A 19,467-nucleotide genomic window follows, 5' to 3' on the forward strand; every position below is an offset into this window, starting at 1 on the left:
CGCCCACCCACCCCGCGCCCGCAAGCGCGCTGTCTGGGACGGGGGGTGAGGGGGCGTCCGGCAGGCCATCGGGGGTGAAAGATGGAAGCGGATTACGTGATCGTAGGGGCCGGTTCGGGCGGCTGTGCCGTTGCCGGCCGTCTGACCGAGGCGGGCAAGTCGGTGATTGTCATCGAACATGGCGGCAGCGACTGGGGGCCCCTGATCAACATGCCGGGGGCGCTGAGCTACCCGATGAACATGGCGCGCTATGACTGGGGCTACCAGACAGAGCCGGAACCGCATCTTGGCGGTCGCCGGCTGGTCTGTCCGCGTGGCAAGGTGATCGGCGGATCCTCCAGCATCAACGGGATGATCTATGTCCGCGGCCACGCGATGGACTATGACCATTGGCGTGACGAGGGCTGTGACGGCTGGGGCTATGCCGACGTGCTGCCCTATTTCAAGCGCATGGAAGACTGGCACGATGGCGGCCACGGCGGCGATGCAAGCTGGCGCGGGCAGGGCGGGCCGCTGCATGTGACCCGGGGCAAGCGGGACAACCCGCTGGTGCAGGCCTTTGTCGAGGCGGGGCGGCAGGCAGGCTATCCGGTGACCGGCGATTACAACGGCCAGCAGCAGGAGGGCTTTGGTGCCTTCGACATGACGGTGTGGCAGGGCGAAAGGTGGTCCGCGGCCAAGGCCTATCTGCGCCCGGCGCAAAAGCAGGGCGCGGAACTGCTGCGGGCCTTTGCCCGGCGGGTCGTGTTCGAAGAGGGGCGGGCCGTGGGGGTCGAGGTCAAGCGCGGCGGCACGGTCGAAGTGATCCGGGCACGTCACGAGGTGATCCTTGCGGCCAGCGCGATCAATTCGCCGAAGCTGCTGATGCTGTCGGGGATCGGCGCTGGCGCGCATCTGGCCGAACACGGGATCGATGTGCTGGCAGACCGGCCCGGCGTGGGACAGAACCTTCAGGACCACTTGGAGCTGTATATCCAGATGGCGGCGACCCAGCCGGTCAGCCTTGCCAAATACTGGAACCTGTTCGGCAAGGCATGGGTCGGTCTGCAATGGTTGCTGGCGCGGCAGGGGCCGGGGGCTTCGAACCAGTTCGAAAGCTGCGGTTTCATCCGGTCGCGCGCCGGGGTGCCCTATCCCGACCTGCAATACCACTTCCTGCCCATCGCGGTGCGCTATGACGGGCAAGTGGCCCCCGAGGGCCACGGCTTTCAGGCGCATGTGGGGCCGATGCGGTCACCGTCGCGCGGCGAAGTCACGCTGAAATCCAGCGATCCGGCCAAGGATCCGCGCATCTTCTTCAACTACATGAGCACGGAACAGGATTGGCAGGACTTCCGCCAGGGCATCCGCCTGACGCGCGAGATCTTTGCGCAAGAGGCCTTTGCCCCTTATCGCGGCCATGAAATCCAGCCGGGGGATCAGGCCCGGACGGATGACGAACTGGACGAGGTGATCCGCGAACATGCCGAAAGCGCCTATCACCCCTGCGGCACCTGCCGAATGGGGCGCGCGGACGATCCGGGCGCTGTGGTCGATCCCGAAGGACGGGTGATCGGGGTGGAGCGCCTGCGTGTCGCGGACAGTTCGATCTTTCCGCGCATCACCAATGGCAACCTCAACGCGCCGTCAATCATGGTGGGCGAAAAGATCGCCGATCACGTTCTGGGGCGGCGACTGGCGGCGGAAAACGTCGATCCTTGGGTGCATCCGACCTGGGAGACTGTGCAACGTTAACATCCGTTAACCAACCTCTGCCAGATTAACCTTTCGTTAAGAAATGCCTTGAAGCAGGCTCTTGGTGTGCCGATATTTACGGTATGTTAAGAATTTGTTTCACTCTTGTTCTTCTGTTGCTGGGCGGCGCGGCCTCTGCGGATTTGCGCGGCCCGCTGCGGGTTATCGACGGCGACACCTTTGCCATCGGAGACATGCGAATCCGCCTGCACGGGATCGACGCACCGGAAACCGCCCAGATGTGCGGCGGCCAAAATGGATATGTCTGGCCCTGTGGTTCCTGGGTGACCGGCGAGGTCCGCGCCCGGTTCGAAGGGCGTCCGGCCTCTTGTGTGGCATTGGACGTGGATCGCTATGACCGCATCGTGGCGCGATGCGAAGTCGATGGCGTGAACTTGGGTGAAACGCTGGTGGAAAGCGGCCTTGCCTTTGCCTATCGCAAGTATTCCGAGGCCTATGTGCCGCAGGAAGAACTGGCTGCGCGCCGCAGGGCGGGGCTGCATGCGACCGGCGTTCCCTCGCCAGCGGCCTTTCGTGCCTTTCAGCGCCAGATGCGCGAAACACGGTTCATGGCGGCGGCACCTGCGGGCTGTGTGATCAAGGGGAATGTGTCCTCTCGCAGCGGCGAGCGGATCTACCACCTGCCGGGGCAGTCTTGGTACGCGGCCACCAAGATCAATCCCAACAAGGGCGAACGATGGTTCTGCTCCGAGCGGGACGCGCGCGACGCGGGGTGGCGCCGGGCACAGCGCTAGGGCGAATTGGCCGAAGAAATTCAACATCGTAACCTCGGTTTGATCCGCGTCAAAGTTTGCGGCCAATGGCTGTGCAAATTGGAGATCGGACAAATCGAAGGAGACGCCAAATGTCCCATACGCCGCATGAACTGGCCGAGGAATTTCCGGAATTCGCAGACAAGATGCACGAGCTGAAGCAATCGGACGCGCATTTCACGAAGCTTGCGGATGAATACCACGAGATCAACCGGCAGGTGCACCGGGCCGAGACCAACGTCGAGCCGATGGAGCAACTGGCCGAAGACCAACTGCGCAAGCAGCGCGCCGTCCTGAAGGACGAGATCTACGCCATCCTGCGCGGCTAAGCGCTGGCTCATCACGAAGTGGAACGCCCCGGCACGAACCGGGGCGTTTTTCATTTCAAGGCGTCTTCGACCGCCCGGATCATCTTGCCCGAAAGGGGCCGTGTGGTGGCTCCAAAGGTCGCCAGAACACGCCCGTCGGATCCGACCAGAACCTTGTTGAAATTCCAGCTGGGCTCAAAGCCTGTTTGCTCGGCCACCCATAGATAAAAGGGATGTGCCCCGGTGCCGCGCACATGGGTGATGTCCGTCATGGGCAGGGTCAGGCCATAGTTCACTTCGCAGAAATCCTTGACCTTTTCTGCCGAGGACAGCTCTTGACGGAAGTCATCCGAGGGGACGGCCAGCACCACCAGCCCTTGATCCCGATACCGGTCGTACAGCGCTTGCAACCCATCGTATTGCGGTGTGAAACCACAGCGCGACGCGGTGTTGACCACCAGCACCGGCTTACCCTTCCAATCGTCAAGCGACAGCGTTCCGCCGTCGATATTGTCAAAGGTGAACGCCTGCGCCGCCCAGCCGGGCAGGGTCAACAGAACGGCGAAAAGCGGGCGCAGGATACGGGTCAGACGGGGCATCGGAAAACTCCTGTGTGTGCCCCAACAGTTAGCGCGGCTTGGCCGGGATCAAGGGAGACCGGCATTGCGGCACAGGTGGTCGACCGCGCTCAGCAGGGTTGGAATGCGATGTGCCCCGTGCATCTCAGCCACATGCGCCTTTGCCCGATCCAGCGGCAGGCCGGCCGCGCTGATGTACAGCGGCGTCTTGCCAGAGCCGCGCAGCAGGGCGCATTCAGGCGGTGTGCCCCGGAAGGGCGACTTGGCCACGCCGATCACGCTCGCCTTTTTGTTCAGGGCGGCAAACAGGCGGGCACCAAGACCCGGGCGCGCCTCTGCCCCAAGCGTGACGAAACCGTCAATCACGATGACGTCAGGCTGTTTGGGGACGATGTCCAGCAGAGCGAGAAGGCAGGGCAGCTCGCGCTTGTAAAAAGCGCCGGGTTCATAGGGGGCGATTGTCGCGACTCGTGTGACGTAATCGGCCTGCGCCCTGGCCGCGGCCCAATGGTCAAAGGCAACCCCGGCCGCGACGGCGGATAAGTCCTTGTTGTAATGCACGTCGCAGGCAAGGATCATCGCGGCCCCCGCTTGCACAGGTGGCGGCGGATGTGCTGCACTGGGTGCCTCACATACGACGGAGGTGTGACATGGCAGGTGGTTGGAGCCGGGACGGCGCGGTCAGCGAACAGATCGAGGCCAGCATTGCCGAGGAACTGGAACGGATGAAGCTGCGCCGCGCACCGGTTGGTGAGAGCCTGATGGAATGTGCCGATTGCGGCGAAGAGATCCCGGAAAAGCGCAGGCTGGCCATCCCCGGTGTGAAACTGTGTATCGACTGTGCCAGCGAACGGGACGGGCGCGCCGAGGCGCGTGGCGGGATCAACCGGCGCGGCTCCAAGGACAGCCAATTGAAGTGACCCTTGGTGGTGCGGGCTGATCATCGCCACGTGCGGTCAAGGCAGGCCAACCAGTTGTCGCGCGCCAGTTTCGCCAGCAGCGCAACGTCATAACCGTGCCGTGCCATGGCCGCCAAAAGGGCCGGTACGCCGGTCACGTCGCCGATCAGGTCCGGCAGCACGCAGCCGTCGAAATCCGATCCAAGACCCACGTGATCTTCGCCCAAAGTCTCGATCAGATGATCCATGTGCCGCAGCATCACGTCCCAGCCGGTGCCGGGATCGGCGGATCCATCGGCGTTCAGATAGAAACTGGCAAAGTTCAGACCCACCATGCCACCTGTGTCGCGGATCGCATGCAGTTGCCTGTCCGTCAGGTTGCGCGGCGATGGGCAGAGAGCGTGCGCGTTGGAGTGGGTCGCCACCAGAGGAGCATCCGACAGAGTCGCCACATCGTTGAACCCGGCTTCGTTCATGTGGGACAGGTCGATCAGGATGCCCAGTTCATTGCATAGCCGCACCAGCGCGCGGCCCCTGTCCGTCAGACCCGGCCCCGTGTCCGGTGTGCCGGGGAAGGCCATCGGCACGCCATGGCCAAACAGGGTCGGGCGGCTCCAGACTGGACCGAGCGAGCGCAAACCCATGTCATGAAACAGGTAGAGCGCATCCAGATCCGGGCCGATCGCCTCGGCACCCTCCATGTGCATGACACCGGCGATGCGTCCGGCCTCCATGGCGGCACGGATCTGCGCCGTGTCGCGGCATAGCGCAAAATCCTCCGGTGCGGCCCGCGCCATCCAGTGCAGCAAACCCGCCATTTCCAGAGCGGTGGGCTGAGCGTTGGCGCAACCCATCTGCGGCGGCAGGGGCAGGTGGTACGGTGGGTCTGCCATCAGGGTCTTGAAATCAGGCGGCGGCCCGTCCGAAACCGGGGGCACGAAAATTGCGAACAATCCTCCGGCAAAGCCCGCCTCTTTCATGCGCGCCAGATCCATATGGCCGGGCGAACTACCCAGCCATGTCTCTTGGCGTGTGGCAGCGGATTTCATCAGCCGTAGCAGGAAATCATTGTGGCCGTCGAAAAACGGAAGCGGGGCGCTCAAAGGAGTCTCCTTGCGGTTAGCGGGTGTCCTATCAGAGCGCGGCGACCGGCGAACTTGCAAGCGTGGCGTCAACGCTCAAGCGGCAGGCGCAGGATGTGTTGCGGCCCATACCCGCCATCATGGTAGAATTGCAGCGTGTCGATGAAACCGCCCGCCAGATAGGCACTGCGCGCGGCGGGGTTCTTGGCGTTCACGGTCAGCCAGCATTCCATGGCGTCATAATGGCGGGGCAGATAGCTGGCCAGTTGCCGACAGGCGGCTTTCGCCACGCCTTTGCCCTGATGCGCCATATCGACAAGGAACATGCGCAGGCCAATGACGCCTTGGGGGGCAAAGTCATGGGTGTCGGCATAGTCGCGGTCGATTGCGAAAAATCCGGCAGGGATGTCATCTTGCAGGATCAGGTGGCCGTCACGGGCCGCACCTTTTTGCATCGAAACAAGGGGAAGATCGGCAAAGGGGGCCTGATCGGGCGGCAAGACAAAGCCCGAGGTCAGGTCCAGTTCGGCGCGGGGCAGGGGGCGGATGGTCACTGTCATGGCCCGCGCATCAGGACCCCGGCTTGCGGTCAGGGTCAACCCGCTGATCTCGGGGCCTTGGCGCAGGGCTATCGCATCGGTAGAGTTCGCTCAGGCGAGGCAAGGAACATGCAATGATGGGTGACGACGACAGGGTGGACGGCAGACTGCACGGGGAACAACCCGAGGTCGATCCCGACAGTATGGCAATGCGTTTGCTGCACATGCTGCTGATCTGGGTGATGCTGAGCCTTGCGCAGACTGTCCTGACGGTGACGACATTGGTGCAACTTGTCGTCATGCTGGTCAACAACCGCGAACCCAACGAAAGACTGGCGGATTTCGGCACGGATCTGGGCATCTGGATGGCCAAGGCCGCGCGGTTCCAGACCGGCGCCAGCGAGGTGAAGCCTTGGCCGTGGACCGAACTGGACTGAGCCTATGGCCAAGGCACAGCCAATGATGACGGGTTGATCGGCTGTTCAAGGTAAAGGATTTTAGGATGGCAGGTTTGTTCAGGATATTTCTGGTCGCAACGGCGGCAATGGTTGCGATGGTCGGGATCAGCCGGGCCGATGAAGGCTGCAAGATCTATCCCACCGGCAGCGTGATCGAATGGCATTATGATCTGATCGGTGCCGAGGCCTGCGCCGCCTCTTGTGTCGAAACCGAAGGGTGCCAAGCCTGGTCCTATGCGCCGCATAACTTCAACCCGAAATCCGCGCCCGGTGAATGCCGGCTTTTGCCAGACAGCGGAACCCGTGAAGAGCATGCGCGGGATTTCTGTGGACTGCGAGCCGAGTGATCCGGTGACCGGGACGGCCTTTGGGACACAAGAATAAAGGGGGCGCAGAGCGCCCCCTTTGCGTTCTGGCCCCGAAAGGCCGGTGACAGCAAGTGGTCACATTTCGCCGCAATAGACCTTGGCAGAGTCTTCTTTCTTGAAGACGCCTTTGATCAGCTTGCACTGGCCGGGCATCGACGAGTCAAAGCTATGCGGCTGAAAGGTCCAGCTGTCGCAACCGGCGGTCTGCTTGCAGGCTTCGACGCAATCCTCGGGTGAGGTGAATGTGTCGATGAAACCGACCTGGTCGACCGGGGTGATAAAGCATTTCTGCAACTCTTCCGCCTGGGCACTGGCAACAAGGGAAACCGAAAATACGGCAGCGGATGCGAAAAGCGATTTGAATGTCATGAATGGCCTCGTGAAAAATGCTTTGAGTGTCTTTGACTGTACCAGAGGTTTCCCTAGCGGAACGGGGAAACGGCGCTGGCCTTTCCCATGACAAAAAAGGCCGCGCCCGGTATCGCGGGCGCGGCCGTTTCGTCCTGTGATTCCGCCGATCGCCGGCGGGTGCGGCGGGGTTTAGTCCTCCATCGCCTCAAGCTGATCGATGAAACCTTCGATCATCGACAGGCCCTTGTCCCAGAAGGTCGGGTCCGTGGCGTCAAGGCCGAAGGGGGCCAGCAGATCCTTGTGGTGTTTCGAACCGCCCGCCTTGAGCATGTCGAAATACTTGTCCTGAAAGCCTTCGGGGGCCTCTTCGTAGGCGGCGTAAAGCGCGTTCACCAACCCGTCGCCAAAGGCATAGGCATAGACGTAGAAGGGCGAGTGCACGAAATGCGGAATGTAGCACCAGAAGGTTTCGTAACCTTCCATGAACTCAAACGCGCCGCCCAGCGATTCCGCCTGCACCGACATCCAGAGCGCGTTGATGTCATCGGGGGTCAGCTCACCCGCGCGGCGCGCCTCGTGCAGTTTGCATTCGAAGTCGTAAAAGGCGATCTGGCGCACGACCGTGTTGATCATGTCCTCGACCTTGCCGGCCAGCAGAACCTTGCGCTCGGCGTCGTCCTTGGCGTTCTCCAGCATCTTGCGGAAGGTCAGCATCTCGCCAAAGACCGAAGCGGTCTCGGCCAGCGTCAGCGGGGTCGATGACAGCATTTCGCCCTGTCCGGCGGCCAGAACCTGATGCACGCCGTGGCCCAGTTCATGTGCAAGCGTCATGACATCCCGCGGTTTGCCGAGGTAGTTCAGCATGACGTAGGGATGCACGTCGGTGACGGTGGGATGGGCAAAGGCACCGGGGGCTTTGCCGGGTTTCACACCCGCGTCGATCCAGCCCTTGTCGAAGAAGGGCGTCGCAATCTCTCCCATGCGGGGATCGAAGGCGTTGTAGGCGTCCATGACCATGGTCCGCGCCTCGTCCCAGCCGACCACGCGTTCGCTTTCCATCGGCAGGGGGGCGTTGCGGTCCCAGACCTGCATCACGTCAAGGCCCAGCCACTTGCGCTTCAATTCGTAATAGCGGTGCGACAGGCGCGGGTAGGCGTTGACGACCGCATTGCGCAGCGCCTCGACCACCTCGGGTTCGACGCCGTTCGACAGGTGGCGCCCGGTCTGGGCGGTGGGCATGCCGCGCCAGCGGTCAAGCACCTCTTTTTCCTTGGTCTGCGTATTGTGGACGCGGGCGAAGGTCTTGATGTTCTCGGCAAAGACGCTGGCCAATTCGCGGGCTGCGGCCTCGCGCTTGTCACGGTTCCGGTCGGTCAGCAGGTTTAGCGTGCCTTCGATGTTCAGCTCATCGCCGTCCACCTCGAAGGTCAGCCCGGCGATGGTTTCGTCGAACAACCGCTCCCATGCGTCACCCACCACGCCGAGGTCGTGGAGGAACTTTTCCAGTTCGTCGGAAAGCTGGTAGGGCTTCATCGCGCGCATCCGGTCAAAGGCGCGCTTATAGCGGTTCAGGTCGGCGTTTTCGGCAAAGAGCTTTTCGTAGTGCTCATCGCCCAGCCGGTTGGCCTCGAGCGAGAAGAAGACCAGCGGCGTGGTGTAGTTGGTGATCTTTTCCTGGCAGTCGGACAGGAACTTGGCACGCTCGGCATCGGTGGTCAGCTGATAGTAACGCAGACCGGCGAAGGACATGATGCGGCCCGCCACGGACGAGATCTTTTCGTTGCGCTGTACCAGCGTCAGAAATTCGTCTGAGGTCAGCGTGTCCAGCTTGCCTTCGTAGTCTTCGGCAAAGCTGCGGCAGGCCTCTTCGAGCCAGTCGAGATCCCGTTTCAGTTCCGGCGCATCGGGCGAGGCATAGAGATCGGTCAGGTCCCATTCGGGCAGATCGCCCAGATCCTTGCCCCCGGCGCTGGCGTTGGCATCAAAGACGGGTCGCAGGGTCATGGGGTGTCTCCTTTGTCTGTTTGGTCATCAGCTAAGGCGCGCGTTGCGGCGCTTCAACTGTCGAAACGGTAGAGGCGGGCCGGATTCTCGGTGAAAATCCGGTTTTGCGTGGCGGTATCGGGCAGCGCGTCCAGCAGGGTGTTCAGCTCGGTGCCCGCATCGGGCATGGAGGCGGCACCCAGCATCAGGTGCGGCCAGTCCGATCCCCACAGCAGGCGTTCGGGGTTGGCCTCGGCCAGTCTGCGGAACAGGGTGCCCGGCTCTGGCGTGTGGCGATAGGCAGCGGAAAGCTTGGTCCAGGCCTGACCCTCGGCCAGCAGGCGTTCCAGCGCCTTTTGCCCATCGGTCACGCCAAGCGCGGGGTCGGGCCAGGCGGCATGGTCAAAGACCACCTCGACCGGAAGGTCGGCGACCTGTGGGGCCAGTTCCGAGAGGTGAAGGTGGGAATGGGCCAGCATCTCGACATGCAGGCCATGGGCGGCCAGCATGGGCGCCATGGATCTCATGCCCTCCCAACTGAGCAATCCGCCGTGGACATAATTCAGCCGGACGGCGCGGGCGCCCGCCTGCGCCAGCGCGGCGATCTCATCCTCGGTGGCACCATCGCGGACAAGCACCACGGCGACATGGCCGGGGCCCATACGGCGGACGGCCTCCAGTGTGATCGCATTGTCGGGGCCATAGAGGATCGAATGCACCATGACGGCGCGGGTGCAGCCAAGTGCGGATTGATGACTGCGAAACCGGTCCAGCCAAACGTCCAGCGTACCGGGCTGGGGCCGTTCGACAGCCTTGTCCCACAGCGGGAAATCATCGCCCACCGGATGCACATGCGCGTTGACCGCATCGGCGGGCAAGGCGGTGCGCAGCGGGGTCAGCGTTTCGGGCGGCGGGGCGGAAAGCGGCAGAGTCATGCGGCGCAAGCTGCCACGTCGCGCGCCGGGGCGCCAGTCAGAAGCGGTGTTCCAGCGTGAGGTGAAAGGCGCTCCCCGCCGCGCCATCGGTGGCAGCGAAAAGCACGCTGGTCTCGGGCCGCAGTTTGTAATCCAGCGCGATGCCATAGGCGTCATCCCTGGCGCCTTCGGCGAATTCGCCAAAGACCATCATGTCCAGCTTGGTCGTGACGGGAAAGACCACGTCCAGCGCCAGCGCATCAGGGCGATCATTGACCTCGGGGTGCAGCCAGGCGATGCCCACATCCAATTGCCCAAGGTCGAAACGCCCGCCGATCTTGGCATTGATGCCGTCGTGTTTCATGTCGCGGGACGACACGGTTTCGACGGCCGCCGCCAGTTGCCAGCCCTCGCCATTGTAGGCGACGGCAAAAGAGGCCGAGCGGAAACTGCCCTTGACCGCGTCATGCAGCGAAACCGCCACATCGGTCCGGCCATAGCTTTGCTGGTAGGACAGCCCCCAAGGGACGGCAGTGCGGCGCATGGCCTCGACCGTGGTGTGGGCGCGGGCGTATTCGGCGCGTTCATAGGCAAGATAGGGAGCCGCGCGGGTAAAGACCGAGGGCAGGACCTGATCATAGGCCGGGCGCACGACGCCGATCCGCCATGTGTCATCCCAGGCCAGCGCGGCATAGGTCTCATGCGGGCGTTTGCCATCAAGCCCAAACAGGACCGTCCCCAGCTCAAGGCTCAGCGGGTAGCGCCGGGTGATCGGGATCGTCGCCGTTGCGTCGATATAGCCGATACCGCTGCCGCCATCGACATCATGGGCGCTGATGCTGACCGCGCCGTCAAAGCTGAAGGACTGGGCAAAGGCGGCAGCGGGGCAAAGCAGCCCGAGCGAGAGCAGTAGGGGGCGAAACATGGGCAGCAGAATCCCGCGGTTAAGACCGTGCAATGAATCCACAACGGTCCGACAGCCGCCAGTCGGGAAAACCGGACAGGGGGGCTGTGTGGCTTTCCCGTCAGCCGTAGACGGCCAGCATCTCGCGCAGATGGTCCAGTGTGTTGGCCTCTTGCGGGGTCTTGTCATGGCGCCAGCGGGCCATGCGCGGGAACCGCAGGGCGATGCCCGACTTGTGGCGCGGGCTTTCCTGAATACCCTCGAAAGCGATCTCAAACACATGTTCCGGGCGCACCTGCCGAACCGGACCAAAACGTTGCAGCGTGTTCTTGCGGACCCATTTGGTGATCTCGTCGAATTCGGCATCGGTCAGGCCGGAATAGGCCTTGGTAAAGGGGATCAACTGGTTCCCCTGCCAGACCGCAAAGGTGAAATCGGTGAAAAGATTGGCGCGTCGGCCATGGCCCTGCTGGGCATAGATCATCACCGCGTCCACGGTCAGCGGGTCCAGCTTCCATTTCCACCAGTCACCCTTCCTGCGGCCCGACAGGTAGGGGCTGTTGCGCCGCTTCAGCATCACGCCTTCGGCGCGTTCCTCGCGGGCAGTGGCGCGGATCCCGGCCAGCGTTGCCCAATCGTCAAAGGCAATGCGGGGAGAGGCACGGACAGCGGTCTCGGGCGGGAGGCCTGTCAACAACTGGTCCAGCCGGTCACGGCGCTGCGCCAGAGGTTGGTCCCGCAGGTCTTGGCCCGCGTCCTCCAGCAGGTCATAGGCCAACATGATGACGGGGGCCTCTTTCAGCAGTTTCCGGGGCACGGTCTTGCGCCCGATGCGCGGTTGCAGCGTGTTGAAGGGCATGGGCTGTTGGCCGTCCCAGGTTACGATTTCGCCGTCCAGAACGGTGCCGGGCGGCAGGAAATCGGCGGCGCGGGCAAATTCCGGAAACCGGTCGGTCATGAGGTCTTCGCCCCGCGACCAGACGTGATGCGCCGCGTCGCGCAGGATCAACTGGCCCCGGATGCCATCCCATTTCCATTCCGCCTGCCAGTCCTGCGGGTCGCCAAGCGCCTCGGGCGGGCCATCCAACTGATGGGCAAGGTAAAACGGATAGGGGCGGCTTTGGTCGGCGGTAGGGTCTTCGGCCTCGATCAGGGCGTGATAGCTGGTGGTTTCGGGGGTCCAACTGCCCATCAGTTTGTGCGCCAGAACGGCTTCGTCCTGACCGGTGGCCTGCGCCAGAGCGCGAGTCATCAGTTTGCGGCTGACACCGATCCGAAATCCGCCGGTGATCAGTTTGTTGAACAAAAAGCGCTCGGTCGGATCCAGCTGGGTCCAGGCGTCCAGAATAGGGTGTTTCCGATCCTCGGCAGGCAGGTCATGAAGGTCGCGCAACAGGTTGATCCAATGCGATAATCCGTAATCGGTGACTGCGGTCGACGGCGGCAGGATCAGCGCGATGGTTTCGGCAAGGTCGCCGACGATCGGATAGGCTTCTTCAAACAGCCACAGTGGGATGCCCGCCTGTTCGGCCGCCCAACTGCGCAACTCGGTTGTGGTGACGGCGCGTTTCGGCCTTCGCCCGGAAAACAGCGCGATGCACCACAGCCTGTCTTCCTCTGGAGCCCGCGTGAAATACTCGGCCAAGGCCTTTGTTTTCACGGTGGTTTTCGTCGTTTGGTCGATCTCGTCAAAGAGCGCGGCAAATTGTTTCATGACGGGTTGTCGCCCTCCGCATCCTCCTCGCCGCCGAATTCGGTCGGGACAATGGCCGCGTCATAGCCTGCCTCTTTCAACCAGCGAGAGAAGATTTCGGTGTAACCATGTGTGACAAATACCTTTTCTGCGCCTGTCGCTTTGATGGCGTCTTGCAGCCCGGGCCAGTCTGCATGGTCAGAAATGACAAACCCCCGGTCCATGGCGCGCCGCCGCCGAATGCCGCGCAGCCGCATCCAGCCCGAGGCGAACCCGGTGGAGGCGGGGCCGAACTTGCGGGCCCATGTGCTGCCAAGCGCCGAGGGCGGCGCCAGCACCAGCGCGCCCTTGTGGTCCTTGACTTTGGTTTCCGGCGTGACGGGAATGGTGTCCGGCAAGGCGTATCCTTGCGCGCGCAGCACGGCATTGGTGGCCTCGACCGCGCCATGTGTCAGGATCGGGCCTTGGGGGGACAGCAGAGACAGCAGGCGCTGTGCCTTTCCCAACGAATAGGCCCCCAACATCGTGACGCGGCCCGCCGCGGCATTGGCCGCCCACCATGTGTTGATTTCTTCTGCGACCTCGTCCTGCGAGGGCCAGGTAAAGACAGGCAAACCAAATGTGCATTCGCTGATGAAGGCATGGCAGCGAACCGGTTCGAAAGGTTCGGACAGTCCGTCCTGAGTTACCTTGTAGTCGCCCGACACCACCCAGACCTCGCCGCCGACCTCGACCCGGATTTGCGCAGAGCCGGGCAGGTGGCCCGCCGGGTGAAAGGACACGGTTGCGCCGCCGATGCGGCGCGGCTGACCATAGGGGATGGCCTCTGCCGTGATCGCGCCCAACCGGTGCCGGATCACCGGCAGCGCGCCGGTGGTGGCCAGATAGCTGCCATGGCCGGGCCGGGCATGGTCCGCATGGCCATGGGTGATCAGCGCCCGCTTGACCGGGCGCCACGGGTCGATGTGGAAATCCCCCGCCGGACAATAGATGCCGCGGTCCGTGAAGGTCAGAACGGGTTGGCTCATGCGGCCAAGATAGGCGAGAATTCCCGCTGTGCCAGCCTGTGCGGGTCTTGCGCTTTGGCTGGTGTGCTGTGCAGATGGCGCCGGAAAAGGAGAGCTTCATGGGACATGCTGATTTCAGGAAACGGGTCCGCGAAGGCGCGCCGCTGGCCGGAACTTTCGTCAAGACCCCCGCCGTGTCGGTGATCGAGGTGCTGGCGCAGTCGGGGCTGGATTTCCTGTGCCTTGACGCGGAACACGCGCCGTTTGACCGGGCCTCGCTGGATGCCTGCATGGCCGTGGCGCGGGCGCTGGATTTCCCGGTGCTGGTGCGCGTGGGCGACAGCAGCCCGCGCGAGATCCTGCAAGCGCTGGACTACGGCGCGGTCGGTGTCGTGGTGCCGCATGTGGAAACCGTCGAACAGGCCAAGTCGGTGGCACGCGCCGCGCATTTCGGCCTGCATGGGCGCGGTTTCGCCGGATCGACCCGCTGGGCTGGCTATGCCACCCGCCCGATGAACGAGGTGCTGGCGCAGGGGCGTGAGGAAACCGTGGTGCTGGCGCAGATCGAAGAACCGGGCGCCGTGGATATCTGCGAAGAGATCGCCGCCGTCGAAGGTGTGGACGGGCTGTTTGTCGGGCCGGTGGACCTGTCGGTGGGCTACGGCTACGAAACCGCCGACAATGACGAGGTCAAGGCGGCGCTGACCCGCGTTGGCGCGGCTTGCAAGGCTGCGGGCAAGGGCTATGCCAGCTTTGTGGGCACCGGCGGATTGGCGCAGGACTGGGCCAAGGCCTATGGCGTGAACATCTTTTGCATTGCTTCGGAACACGCGTGGATGCGGGCCGGTGCAGCCGAGGCCGCGCGCGCTGTTCACGAGATCGGATCTGACTGACAAGTGCAGGCAGGGGGCGCAACCCCTGCCAAACCCTCAGGCGCGCAGCGCGGTCGTGCCTTCGCTGGCGGCGTCGAAATGGGCGGCGATCTCGGACAGGACGCGGTCGCGGATATGCGGGCTTTCCATCAGGATCTCATGCTCGCCGCCATCGACCATATCCAGCCGCCCGTTACGCCAGCGCGCCATGCGCGAGCGGATGCGGTCGATGTCGACGATCCGTTCGTTGGTGCCGCAGTAACAGATGCAGGGTTGCACCGGTGAGGGGCGTCGCGACAGGCGGCGGGTTTCGGCCAGCGCCTCATGCAGCCAGTGCAGCGAAGGCCCGCCCAGTTGCAATTCGGGGATGGCAAGCACCTGACGGCGCATGAAATCCCAGTGTTCTGTGTCGGTGGTCAGCAGGTTGTTGTCAAAGGCGCTGGAGGCCACGTAGCTGTCGACCCCGGTGCCGGGGGCAAAATGATGGCTCAGCCCCATGGTCTTGGAGATGCGAGAGATCGCCCATGCGGCAGGGCGAACGGGGTCGGCGATGCGGATGCCCCACATCGGGCCGGTAAAGACACAAGAGGCCACGTCCAGCCCGTCATAGACCGCGCGCAACCCAATGCAGCCGCCCATCGAATGTCCGATCAGATGGCGGGGGCCGGGCAGGCCAAGGTCATCGGCCAGTTGCACCATCGTGGCGACATCGCGCTGATAGTCTTCGAACACGGCGACATGGCCGGTGCGCGGTTCATCCAGCATCCGGTCGGCAAGCCCCTGGCCGCGCCAGTCGATGGCAAGGACGTGATACCCGGCATCTGACAGGAAACGGCCGACGCGGCCATATTTTTCAACATATTCCGTGCGGCCGGGAAACATGAAAACCGTGCCCCGCGCCCCTTTGCTTGCATAATGCGCGATGCGCACGCGCAACCCGTCCGAGGCGGTCATCCACCAGGCGCGGGAATCTGCCGGACCTTCGGCAAGGTCGGCGTGGAAGGGCGCGGGGACGGCCGTCATCAGGCCAGTACCTGCGCCAGGCGCATCGCGGCAGACATATCGCCATCAATGGCGAGTTTGCCGGACATGAATGCGGAGGTGGGATCCAGTTCGCCTTCGACGATGGCGAGGAAGGTTTCGGCGTTTGCGGTCAGGGTCACGTCGGCCTCTTCATCACCGGCATGGGCGCCGTTTTCGTCGATGATCAGGCTGCCTTCGTCCTCAATGGTCATTTTCGCGGTTCCGTCGAATCCGTTTCCGCCCATTTTTTCATTCAGGGCGGTGACGGCCGCGTTAACAGTGTCGCTCATTTTCGCTCCTCAAGCTTGCTCTCATAATCGTGCGCTGGCCAACTGGCGTTCAGACGCTACACTCGGCACATGTTATGAGGACGGCACTTATGGATTACAAACGTATCCTCGCGGCATTACTGGCCCTAGTCATGATTTCCCTACCCGTCGCCGGGAGGGCGGAAAATCGCGTGGCGGACCTGCTGGCGGAACTGCGCGAGGCCGAGACGGAAACCGCCGCGCTCCGGCTGGAAAACCAGATCGTGGCCGAGTGGTCCAAGTCGGGTTCGGCCAGCATGGACCTGTTGCTAAAGCGCGGACGCGACGCGCTGGAGGTGCAGAATTTCACCGCCGCGGTTGAGCATTTCCGAGCCCTGACCGATCATGCGCCAGAGTTTGCCGAAGGCTGGCACGGGCTGGCGCTTGCCTATTTCGGGGCCGAACGCTTTGGTCCGGCGATGGATGCGCTGGAGCGAGTTCTGGCGCTGAACCCCGATCACTTTCCGGCGCTGCGTGGCGTTGGCGCGATCAACGAACGGGTGGGAAATCCGACCCTTGCCTACCGCGCCTTCGAGAAGGTACTTGAACTCAGGCCGCATGATCCCGACGTCCAACAGGCGATGGATCGGCTTGAGCGCGAAGCCATCGGCATCACGCTTTGACGAGGCAGGGGGCGCGGCGCTGACGATTGTCGGGGCACGCCCGGGACAATAGGCGGCCCCAATGGCCCAGAGATCGCGGATCGCGGCCGTTCTCGGCCCGACCAACACAGGCAAGACACACTACGCCATTGAGCGGATGCTGGGCTATCGGACCGGGGTGATCGGTCTGCCGCTGCGTCTTTTGGCGCGCGAGGTCTTTGACAAGATCGTTGCCATTCGCGGACCGTCGGTTGTGGCTTTGGTCACGGGCGAAGAGCGGATCGTGCCGCCGCGTGCGCAGTACTGGGTCTGCACGGTCGAGGCCATGCCCGAAGGCATGGGGGCCGATTTCGTGGCCATCGACGAGATCCAGCTTTGCGCAGACCCCGAGCGCGGCCATGTCTTTACCGACCGGTTGCTGCGGATGCGCGGGACGCAGGAAACGCTGTTCCTTGGATCGGACACCATGCGGGGGCCGATTGGCGCCTTGGTTCCGGGCGTCGAATACGTCCGGCGCGAGCGGATGAGCCAGCTTGTCTACACAGGTTCGAAAAAGATCAGCCGCCTGCCGGCGCGGACGGCCATCGTCGGCTTCAGCGTCGACAACGTTTATGCCATCGCCGAGCTGCTGAAACGGCAAAAGGGCGGGGCGGCCGTGGTCATGGGCGCGCTTAGCCCCCGGACGCGGAACGCGCAGGTGGATCTGTATCAGAATCGCGAAGTTGATTACCTGGTGGCCACCGATGCCATCGGCATGGGGCTGAATCTCGATATCGACCACGTGGCCTTTTCGTCGCTGGTGAAATTCGACGGCCGTCGGATGCGCCCGCTGCAACCCAACGAACTGGCCCAGATCGCGGGCCGGGCAGGGCGCGGCATGTCGAACGGCACCTTTGGCGTGACGGGCGAGGCATCGCCGATTCCCGACGACTGGGCCGAGGCAATCTGCAACCATCAGTTCACGCCGCTGAAAAAACTTCAGTGGCGGTCGGCGGATCTTCGCTTTGGGTCGATCGACGCTCTGGAGCGCAGTCTGGACGGCAGTCCGAACCACGAGGTTCTGACCAAGGCGCGCGAGGCGGATGACTTGCGGGCGCTGCGCGCGCTGGCCTCCGAGGCCGAGGTGCGGGCACGGGCGTCGGACGGCGCATCCGTGCAACTTTTGTGGGATGTGTGCCGAATCCCCGATTTCAGGGGCATTTCGCCGGCGGAACATGCGGGCCTTTTGGGCGTTATCTTTGGGCATCTGCACGAAAGAGGCCGCGTTCCCGATGATTTCCTTGGCCGTCAGGTCAACCGGATCGACAGGACCGATGGCGACATTGACACATTGTCGAAACGACTGGCCTATATCCGCACGTGGACATATGTCGCGCAACGCAAGGGCTGGGTCGCGGACGAAGACCATTGGCGCGGGCGGACTCGCGCTGTAGAAGACGCCCTGTCAGACGCGCTGCACGAGCGTCTGACTCAGAGATTTGTAGACCGCCGCACCAGTGTGCTTTTGCGGCGGTTGAAACAGAAGGAGGCCCTTTTGGCCGAAGTGAACGATCAGGGTGAAGTCACCGTCGAGGGCCATCTCGTCGGGCGGCTTGAGGGGTTCCGGTTCCGTCAGGACAAGGACGCGACCGGTCAGGAAGCCAAGACGCTGCGGCAGGCCTCCTTGCAGGCGCTGGCGCCGCATTTCCATTTGCGTGCGGACCGTTTTTATAACGCGCCGGACACCGAGATCGACTTTACCGAACAGGGTGGGTTGATGTGGGGCGACCAGGCGGTCGGCAAGCTGGTCAAAGGCGACGATCCGCTGAAGCCGCGCGTTGTGGCCTTTGTCGATGACGAGGCCGGGGCCGATGTGGCCGCCAAGGTGGAACGCCGGCTGCAACATTTCATGGACCGCAAGATCGCGGCGCTGTTCGAACCGCTGCTGAAAATGCAGAACGACGAGGCACTGACCGGTCTGGCGCGGGGCTTTGCCTTCCAGATGGTCGAGGCGATGGGCGTGCTGCCGCGCGCGCAGGTGGCCGACGACGTCAAATCGCTGGATCAGGACGCGCGGGGCAGCCTGCGTAAACATGGCGTGCGCTTTGGCCAGTACACGATCTTCATGCCGCTGCTGCTGAAACCTGCGCCGACCCGTCTGCGTTTGGTGCTGTGGTCGCTGGCTGGCGGGCTGGATGAATTCCCAGAGGCACCGCCGCCGGGTCTGGTCACTGTACCGAACATCGAAGAGGTCCCGGCACAGCATTATACGCTGGCAGGCTACCGCAAGGCGGGCGCGCGTGCGATCCGCATCGACATGCTGGAGCGTCTGGCCGACATGCTGCGCGCCGAGGACAGCCGCGGCGGATTCGAGGCCAAGGCCGACATGCTGTCGATCACCGGCATGACGCTGGAACAGTTCGCCGACCTGATGCAGGGGCTGGGCTATCGCGCAGAAAAGGGCGAACGCGAAAAGGTGAAACCCGTGGACGCGGTTGTCGCGACCGAGGCGGGCGCCCCGGCCGAGGACAAGCCCGTGATGGATGCCGCGGCCGAAGAACCTGCCGGTGTCACCCCGGATGCGGCCGAAACGCCCGCGCCGGCAGACGTGGCCGAACCGGTCGCCAAGCTGGAAGATCAGGGCGAAGCACCGGTTTCCGAAGAACCTGCCGAACCGGTTGCCGAAACACCGGTGCCGGATGCGCCCGAAGAGGAACTGGTTCCCGGAACCGCGCCGGATGAGGCGCTGGCCGGGCCCGAGCTTGAAGTCTTCTTTACCTTCACTTGGGGCGGCAATCGCGGCAACCAACGTCGTGGCGGCGGCAAGCCCCGTCGCGAGGCGCGTGGCGGCGATGCGCCGCGGGGCGACCGTGGTGGCCGTCCGCAGCGCGGCGACCGTAACGACAAGGGTGGCGAACGCGGCGACAAACCGCGCGGCAAGGGCGGCAAGCCCCGTGGCAAAGGCGGCAAGCCGCCCCGCGACGGTGGTGGCGGCAAAACCTACGAGGCACGTCCGCCCCGCAAGGAAAAGCAGATCGACCCGGACAACCCCTTTGCCGCGGCACTCATGGGGCTGAAGGACAAGACCTGAG

At 63.6% G+C, this 19,467-nt stretch carries 21 protein-coding genes; 9 read left to right on the plus strand and 12 right to left on the minus strand.

What is annotated here, in order from left to right; genetic code table 11:
* Positions 1-81: 81 nt before the first annotated feature.
* The 3 genes from betA to KJP30_RS21455 all read left to right on the plus strand — a co-directional run bounded on the left by betA (position 82) and on the right by KJP30_RS21455 (position 2,836).
* Positions 82-1,734, plus strand: a complete 1,653-nt coding sequence (gene betA, locus KJP30_RS21445) for a choline dehydrogenase (RefSeq protein WP_218451425.1) — start codon at positions 82-84, stop codon at positions 1,732-1,734.
* Between the two features lie 83 nt (positions 1,735-1,817).
* Positions 1,818-2,489 (plus strand): thermonuclease family protein, encoded by a 672-nt coding sequence (locus tag KJP30_RS21450; RefSeq protein ID WP_218451426.1) that lies wholly within the window; start codon positions 1,818-1,820, stop codon positions 2,487-2,489.
* 110 nt (positions 2,490-2,599) lie between these two features.
* The gene (locus KJP30_RS21455) at positions 2,600-2,836 is read left to right on the plus strand and encodes an HP1242/YdcH family protein (protein ID WP_218451427.1); all 237 of its coding nucleotides are present in this window, start codon (positions 2,600-2,602) and stop codon (positions 2,834-2,836) included.
* A gap of 50 nt (positions 2,837-2,886) precedes the next feature.
* On the opposite strand, the gene KJP30_RS21460 is transcribed toward KJP30_RS21455, so the two are convergent.
* Positions 2,887-3,414 carry a glutathione peroxidase gene (locus KJP30_RS21460; protein ID WP_218451428.1) on the minus strand — a complete coding sequence of 176 codons (528 nt, stop codon included), beginning with the start codon at positions 3,412-3,414 and terminating at the stop codon, positions 2,887-2,889.
* 48 nt (positions 3,415-3,462) lie between these two features.
* Entirely contained in the window at positions 3,463-3,972 is a 510-nt protein-coding gene (locus KJP30_RS21465) for an endonuclease V (protein ID WP_218451429.1), read from the minus strand.
* Positions 3,973-4,043: 71 nt separating this feature from the next.
* On the opposite strand from KJP30_RS21465, the gene KJP30_RS21470 reads away from it, so the two are divergent.
* The gene (locus KJP30_RS21470; protein ID WP_218451430.1) at positions 4,044-4,313 is read left to right on the plus strand and encodes a DksA/TraR family C4-type zinc finger protein; all 270 of its coding nucleotides are present in this window, start codon (positions 4,044-4,046) and stop codon (positions 4,311-4,313) included.
* Positions 4,314-4,333: 20 nt separating this feature from the next.
* Here the strand turns inward: KJP30_RS21470 and KJP30_RS21475 are convergent, their stop codons facing one another.
* A complete protein-coding gene (locus KJP30_RS21475) occupies positions 4,334-5,395 on the minus strand; it encodes a dipeptidase (RefSeq protein WP_218451431.1) in 1,062 nt (353 codons plus the stop codon).
* A 68-nt stretch (positions 5,396-5,463) separates the two neighbouring features.
* Entirely contained in the window at positions 5,464-5,934 is a 471-nt protein-coding gene (locus tag KJP30_RS21480) for a GNAT family N-acetyltransferase (protein WP_218451432.1), read from the minus strand.
* Positions 5,935-6,047: 113 nt separating this feature from the next.
* On the opposite strand from KJP30_RS21480, the gene KJP30_RS21485 reads away from it, so the two are divergent.
* Together KJP30_RS21485 and KJP30_RS21490 are read left to right on the plus strand one after the other, a co-directional pair.
* Positions 6,048-6,350 carry a DUF4389 domain-containing protein gene (locus KJP30_RS21485; RefSeq protein WP_218451433.1) on the plus strand — a complete coding sequence of 101 codons (303 nt, stop codon included), beginning with the start codon at positions 6,048-6,050 and terminating at the stop codon, positions 6,348-6,350.
* Positions 6,351-6,415: 65 nt separating this feature from the next.
* On the plus strand, positions 6,416-6,718 hold the full coding sequence (locus KJP30_RS21490) for a PAN domain-containing protein (RefSeq protein ID WP_218451434.1): 303 nt from the start codon (positions 6,416-6,418) through the stop codon (positions 6,716-6,718).
* 96 nt (positions 6,719-6,814) lie between these two features.
* Here KJP30_RS21490 and KJP30_RS21495 read toward each other — a convergent pair whose 3' ends face one another.
* The 6 genes from KJP30_RS21495 to KJP30_RS21520 all read right to left on the minus strand — a co-directional run bounded on the left by KJP30_RS21495 (position 6,815) and on the right by KJP30_RS21520 (position 13,612).
* Positions 6,815-7,108 (minus strand): PAN domain-containing protein, encoded by a 294-nt coding sequence (locus KJP30_RS21495; protein WP_218451435.1) that lies wholly within the window; start codon positions 7,106-7,108, stop codon positions 6,815-6,817.
* Positions 7,109-7,279: 171 nt separating this feature from the next.
* A complete protein-coding gene (locus KJP30_RS21500; RefSeq protein WP_218451436.1) occupies positions 7,280-9,094 on the minus strand; it encodes a M3 family oligoendopeptidase in 1,815 nt (604 codons plus the stop codon).
* Positions 9,095-9,147: 53 nt separating this feature from the next.
* Complete coding sequence (locus tag KJP30_RS21505) at positions 9,148-10,008, minus strand: amidohydrolase family protein (protein WP_218451437.1); 861 nt, start codon at positions 10,006-10,008, stop codon at positions 9,148-9,150.
* A 37-nt stretch (positions 10,009-10,045) separates the two neighbouring features.
* Positions 10,046-10,912: a hypothetical protein gene (locus KJP30_RS21510; protein ID WP_218451438.1), complete on the minus strand. Its 867-nt coding sequence runs from the start codon at positions 10,910-10,912 to the stop codon at positions 10,046-10,048.
* A gap of 100 nt (positions 10,913-11,012) precedes the next feature.
* A complete protein-coding gene (locus KJP30_RS21515) occupies positions 11,013-12,605 on the minus strand; it encodes an ATP-dependent DNA ligase (protein WP_218451439.1) in 1,593 nt (530 codons plus the stop codon).
* Positions 12,602-13,612 carry a ligase-associated DNA damage response exonuclease gene (locus tag KJP30_RS21520; protein ID WP_218451440.1) on the minus strand — a complete coding sequence of 337 codons (1,011 nt, stop codon included), beginning with the start codon at positions 13,610-13,612 and terminating at the stop codon, positions 12,602-12,604. The genes KJP30_RS21515 and KJP30_RS21520 overlap by 4 nt, the downstream gene beginning before the upstream one ends.
* A 98-nt stretch (positions 13,613-13,710) precedes the next feature.
* Between KJP30_RS21520 and KJP30_RS21525 the strand changes: the two genes are divergently transcribed.
* On the plus strand, positions 13,711-14,484 hold the full coding sequence (locus KJP30_RS21525) for an HpcH/HpaI aldolase family protein (protein WP_218451441.1): 774 nt from the start codon (positions 13,711-13,713) through the stop codon (positions 14,482-14,484).
* 36 nt (positions 14,485-14,520) lie between these two features.
* Here the strand turns inward: KJP30_RS21525 and KJP30_RS21530 are convergent, their stop codons facing one another.
* Both KJP30_RS21530 and KJP30_RS21535 read right to left on the minus strand, forming a co-directional pair.
* On the minus strand, positions 14,521-15,486 hold the full coding sequence (locus KJP30_RS21530; protein WP_218451442.1) for an alpha/beta fold hydrolase: 966 nt from the start codon (positions 15,484-15,486) through the stop codon (positions 14,521-14,523).
* Positions 15,486-15,776, minus strand: coding sequence for an SCP2 sterol-binding domain-containing protein (locus KJP30_RS21535; protein ID WP_218451443.1), 291 nt, complete (start codon positions 15,774-15,776; stop codon positions 15,486-15,488). The genes KJP30_RS21530 and KJP30_RS21535 overlap by 1 nt, the downstream gene beginning before the upstream one ends.
* 89 nt (positions 15,777-15,865) lie before the next feature.
* Between KJP30_RS21535 and KJP30_RS21540 the strand changes: the two genes are divergently transcribed.
* Together KJP30_RS21540 and KJP30_RS21545 are read left to right on the plus strand one after the other, a co-directional pair.
* A complete protein-coding gene (locus tag KJP30_RS21540) occupies positions 15,866-16,417 on the plus strand; it encodes a tetratricopeptide repeat protein (protein ID WP_224874471.1) in 552 nt (183 codons plus the stop codon).
* A 61-nt stretch (positions 16,418-16,478) separates the two neighbouring features.
* Positions 16,479-19,466, plus strand: a complete 2,988-nt coding sequence (locus tag KJP30_RS21545) for a helicase-related protein (protein WP_218451444.1) — start codon at positions 16,479-16,481, stop codon at positions 19,464-19,466.
* The last annotated feature ends 1 nt before the right edge of the window (position 19,467 follow it).

It is taken from the genome of Antarctobacter sediminis, from assembly GCF_019218285.1.
Taxonomy (GTDB): domain Bacteria; phylum Pseudomonadota; class Alphaproteobacteria; order Rhodobacterales; family Rhodobacteraceae; genus Antarctobacter; species Antarctobacter sediminis.

Bases quoted from the DNA above. Each gene is read 5' to 3' on its own strand.
- betA (WP_218451425.1), top strand. From the start codon at position 82: ATGGAAGCGGATTACGTGATCGTAGGGGCCGGTTCGGGCGGCTGTGCC.
- KJP30_RS21450 (WP_218451426.1), top strand. From the start codon at position 1,818: ATGTTAAGAATTTGTTTCACTCTTGTTCTTCTGTTGCTGGGCGGCGCG.
- KJP30_RS21455 (WP_218451427.1), top strand. From the start codon at position 2,600: ATGTCCCATACGCCGCATGAACTGGCCGAGGAATTTCCGGAATTCGCA.
- KJP30_RS21460 (WP_218451428.1), bottom strand. From the start codon at position 3,414: ATGCCCCGTCTGACCCGTATCCTGCGCCCGCTTTTCGCCGTTCTGTTG.
- KJP30_RS21465 (WP_218451429.1), bottom strand. From the start codon at position 3,972: ATGATCCTTGCCTGCGACGTGCATTACAACAAGGACTTATCCGCCGTC.
- KJP30_RS21470 (WP_218451430.1), top strand. From the start codon at position 4,044: ATGGCAGGTGGTTGGAGCCGGGACGGCGCGGTCAGCGAACAGATCGAG.
- KJP30_RS21480 (WP_218451432.1), bottom strand. From the start codon at position 5,934: ATGACAGTGACCATCCGCCCCCTGCCCCGCGCCGAACTGGACCTGACC.
- KJP30_RS21485 (WP_218451433.1), top strand. From the start codon at position 6,048: ATGATGGGTGACGACGACAGGGTGGACGGCAGACTGCACGGGGAACAA.
- KJP30_RS21490 (WP_218451434.1), top strand. From the start codon at position 6,416: ATGGCAGGTTTGTTCAGGATATTTCTGGTCGCAACGGCGGCAATGGTT.
- KJP30_RS21495 (WP_218451435.1), bottom strand. From the start codon at position 7,108: ATGACATTCAAATCGCTTTTCGCATCCGCTGCCGTATTTTCGGTTTCC.
- KJP30_RS21500 (WP_218451436.1), bottom strand. From the start codon at position 9,094: ATGACCCTGCGACCCGTCTTTGATGCCAACGCCAGCGCCGGGGGCAAG.
- KJP30_RS21505 (WP_218451437.1), bottom strand. From the start codon at position 10,008: ATGACTCTGCCGCTTTCCGCCCCGCCGCCCGAAACGCTGACCCCGCTG.
- KJP30_RS21510 (WP_218451438.1), bottom strand. From the start codon at position 10,912: ATGTTTCGCCCCCTACTGCTCTCGCTCGGGCTGCTTTGCCCCGCTGCC.
- KJP30_RS21515 (WP_218451439.1), bottom strand. From the start codon at position 12,605: ATGAAACAATTTGCCGCGCTCTTTGACGAGATCGACCAAACGACGAAA.
- KJP30_RS21520 (WP_218451440.1), bottom strand. From the start codon at position 13,612: ATGAGCCAACCCGTTCTGACCTTCACGGACCGCGGCATCTATTGTCCG.
- KJP30_RS21525 (WP_218451441.1), top strand. From the start codon at position 13,711: ATGGGACATGCTGATTTCAGGAAACGGGTCCGCGAAGGCGCGCCGCTG.
- KJP30_RS21530 (WP_218451442.1), bottom strand. From the start codon at position 15,486: ATGACGGCCGTCCCCGCGCCCTTCCACGCCGACCTTGCCGAAGGTCCG.
- KJP30_RS21535 (WP_218451443.1), bottom strand. From the start codon at position 15,776: ATGAGCGACACTGTTAACGCGGCCGTCACCGCCCTGAATGAAAAAATG.
- KJP30_RS21540 (WP_224874471.1), top strand. From the start codon at position 15,866: ATGGATTACAAACGTATCCTCGCGGCATTACTGGCCCTAGTCATGATT.
- KJP30_RS21545 (WP_218451444.1), top strand. From the start codon at position 16,479: ATGGCCCAGAGATCGCGGATCGCGGCCGTTCTCGGCCCGACCAACACA.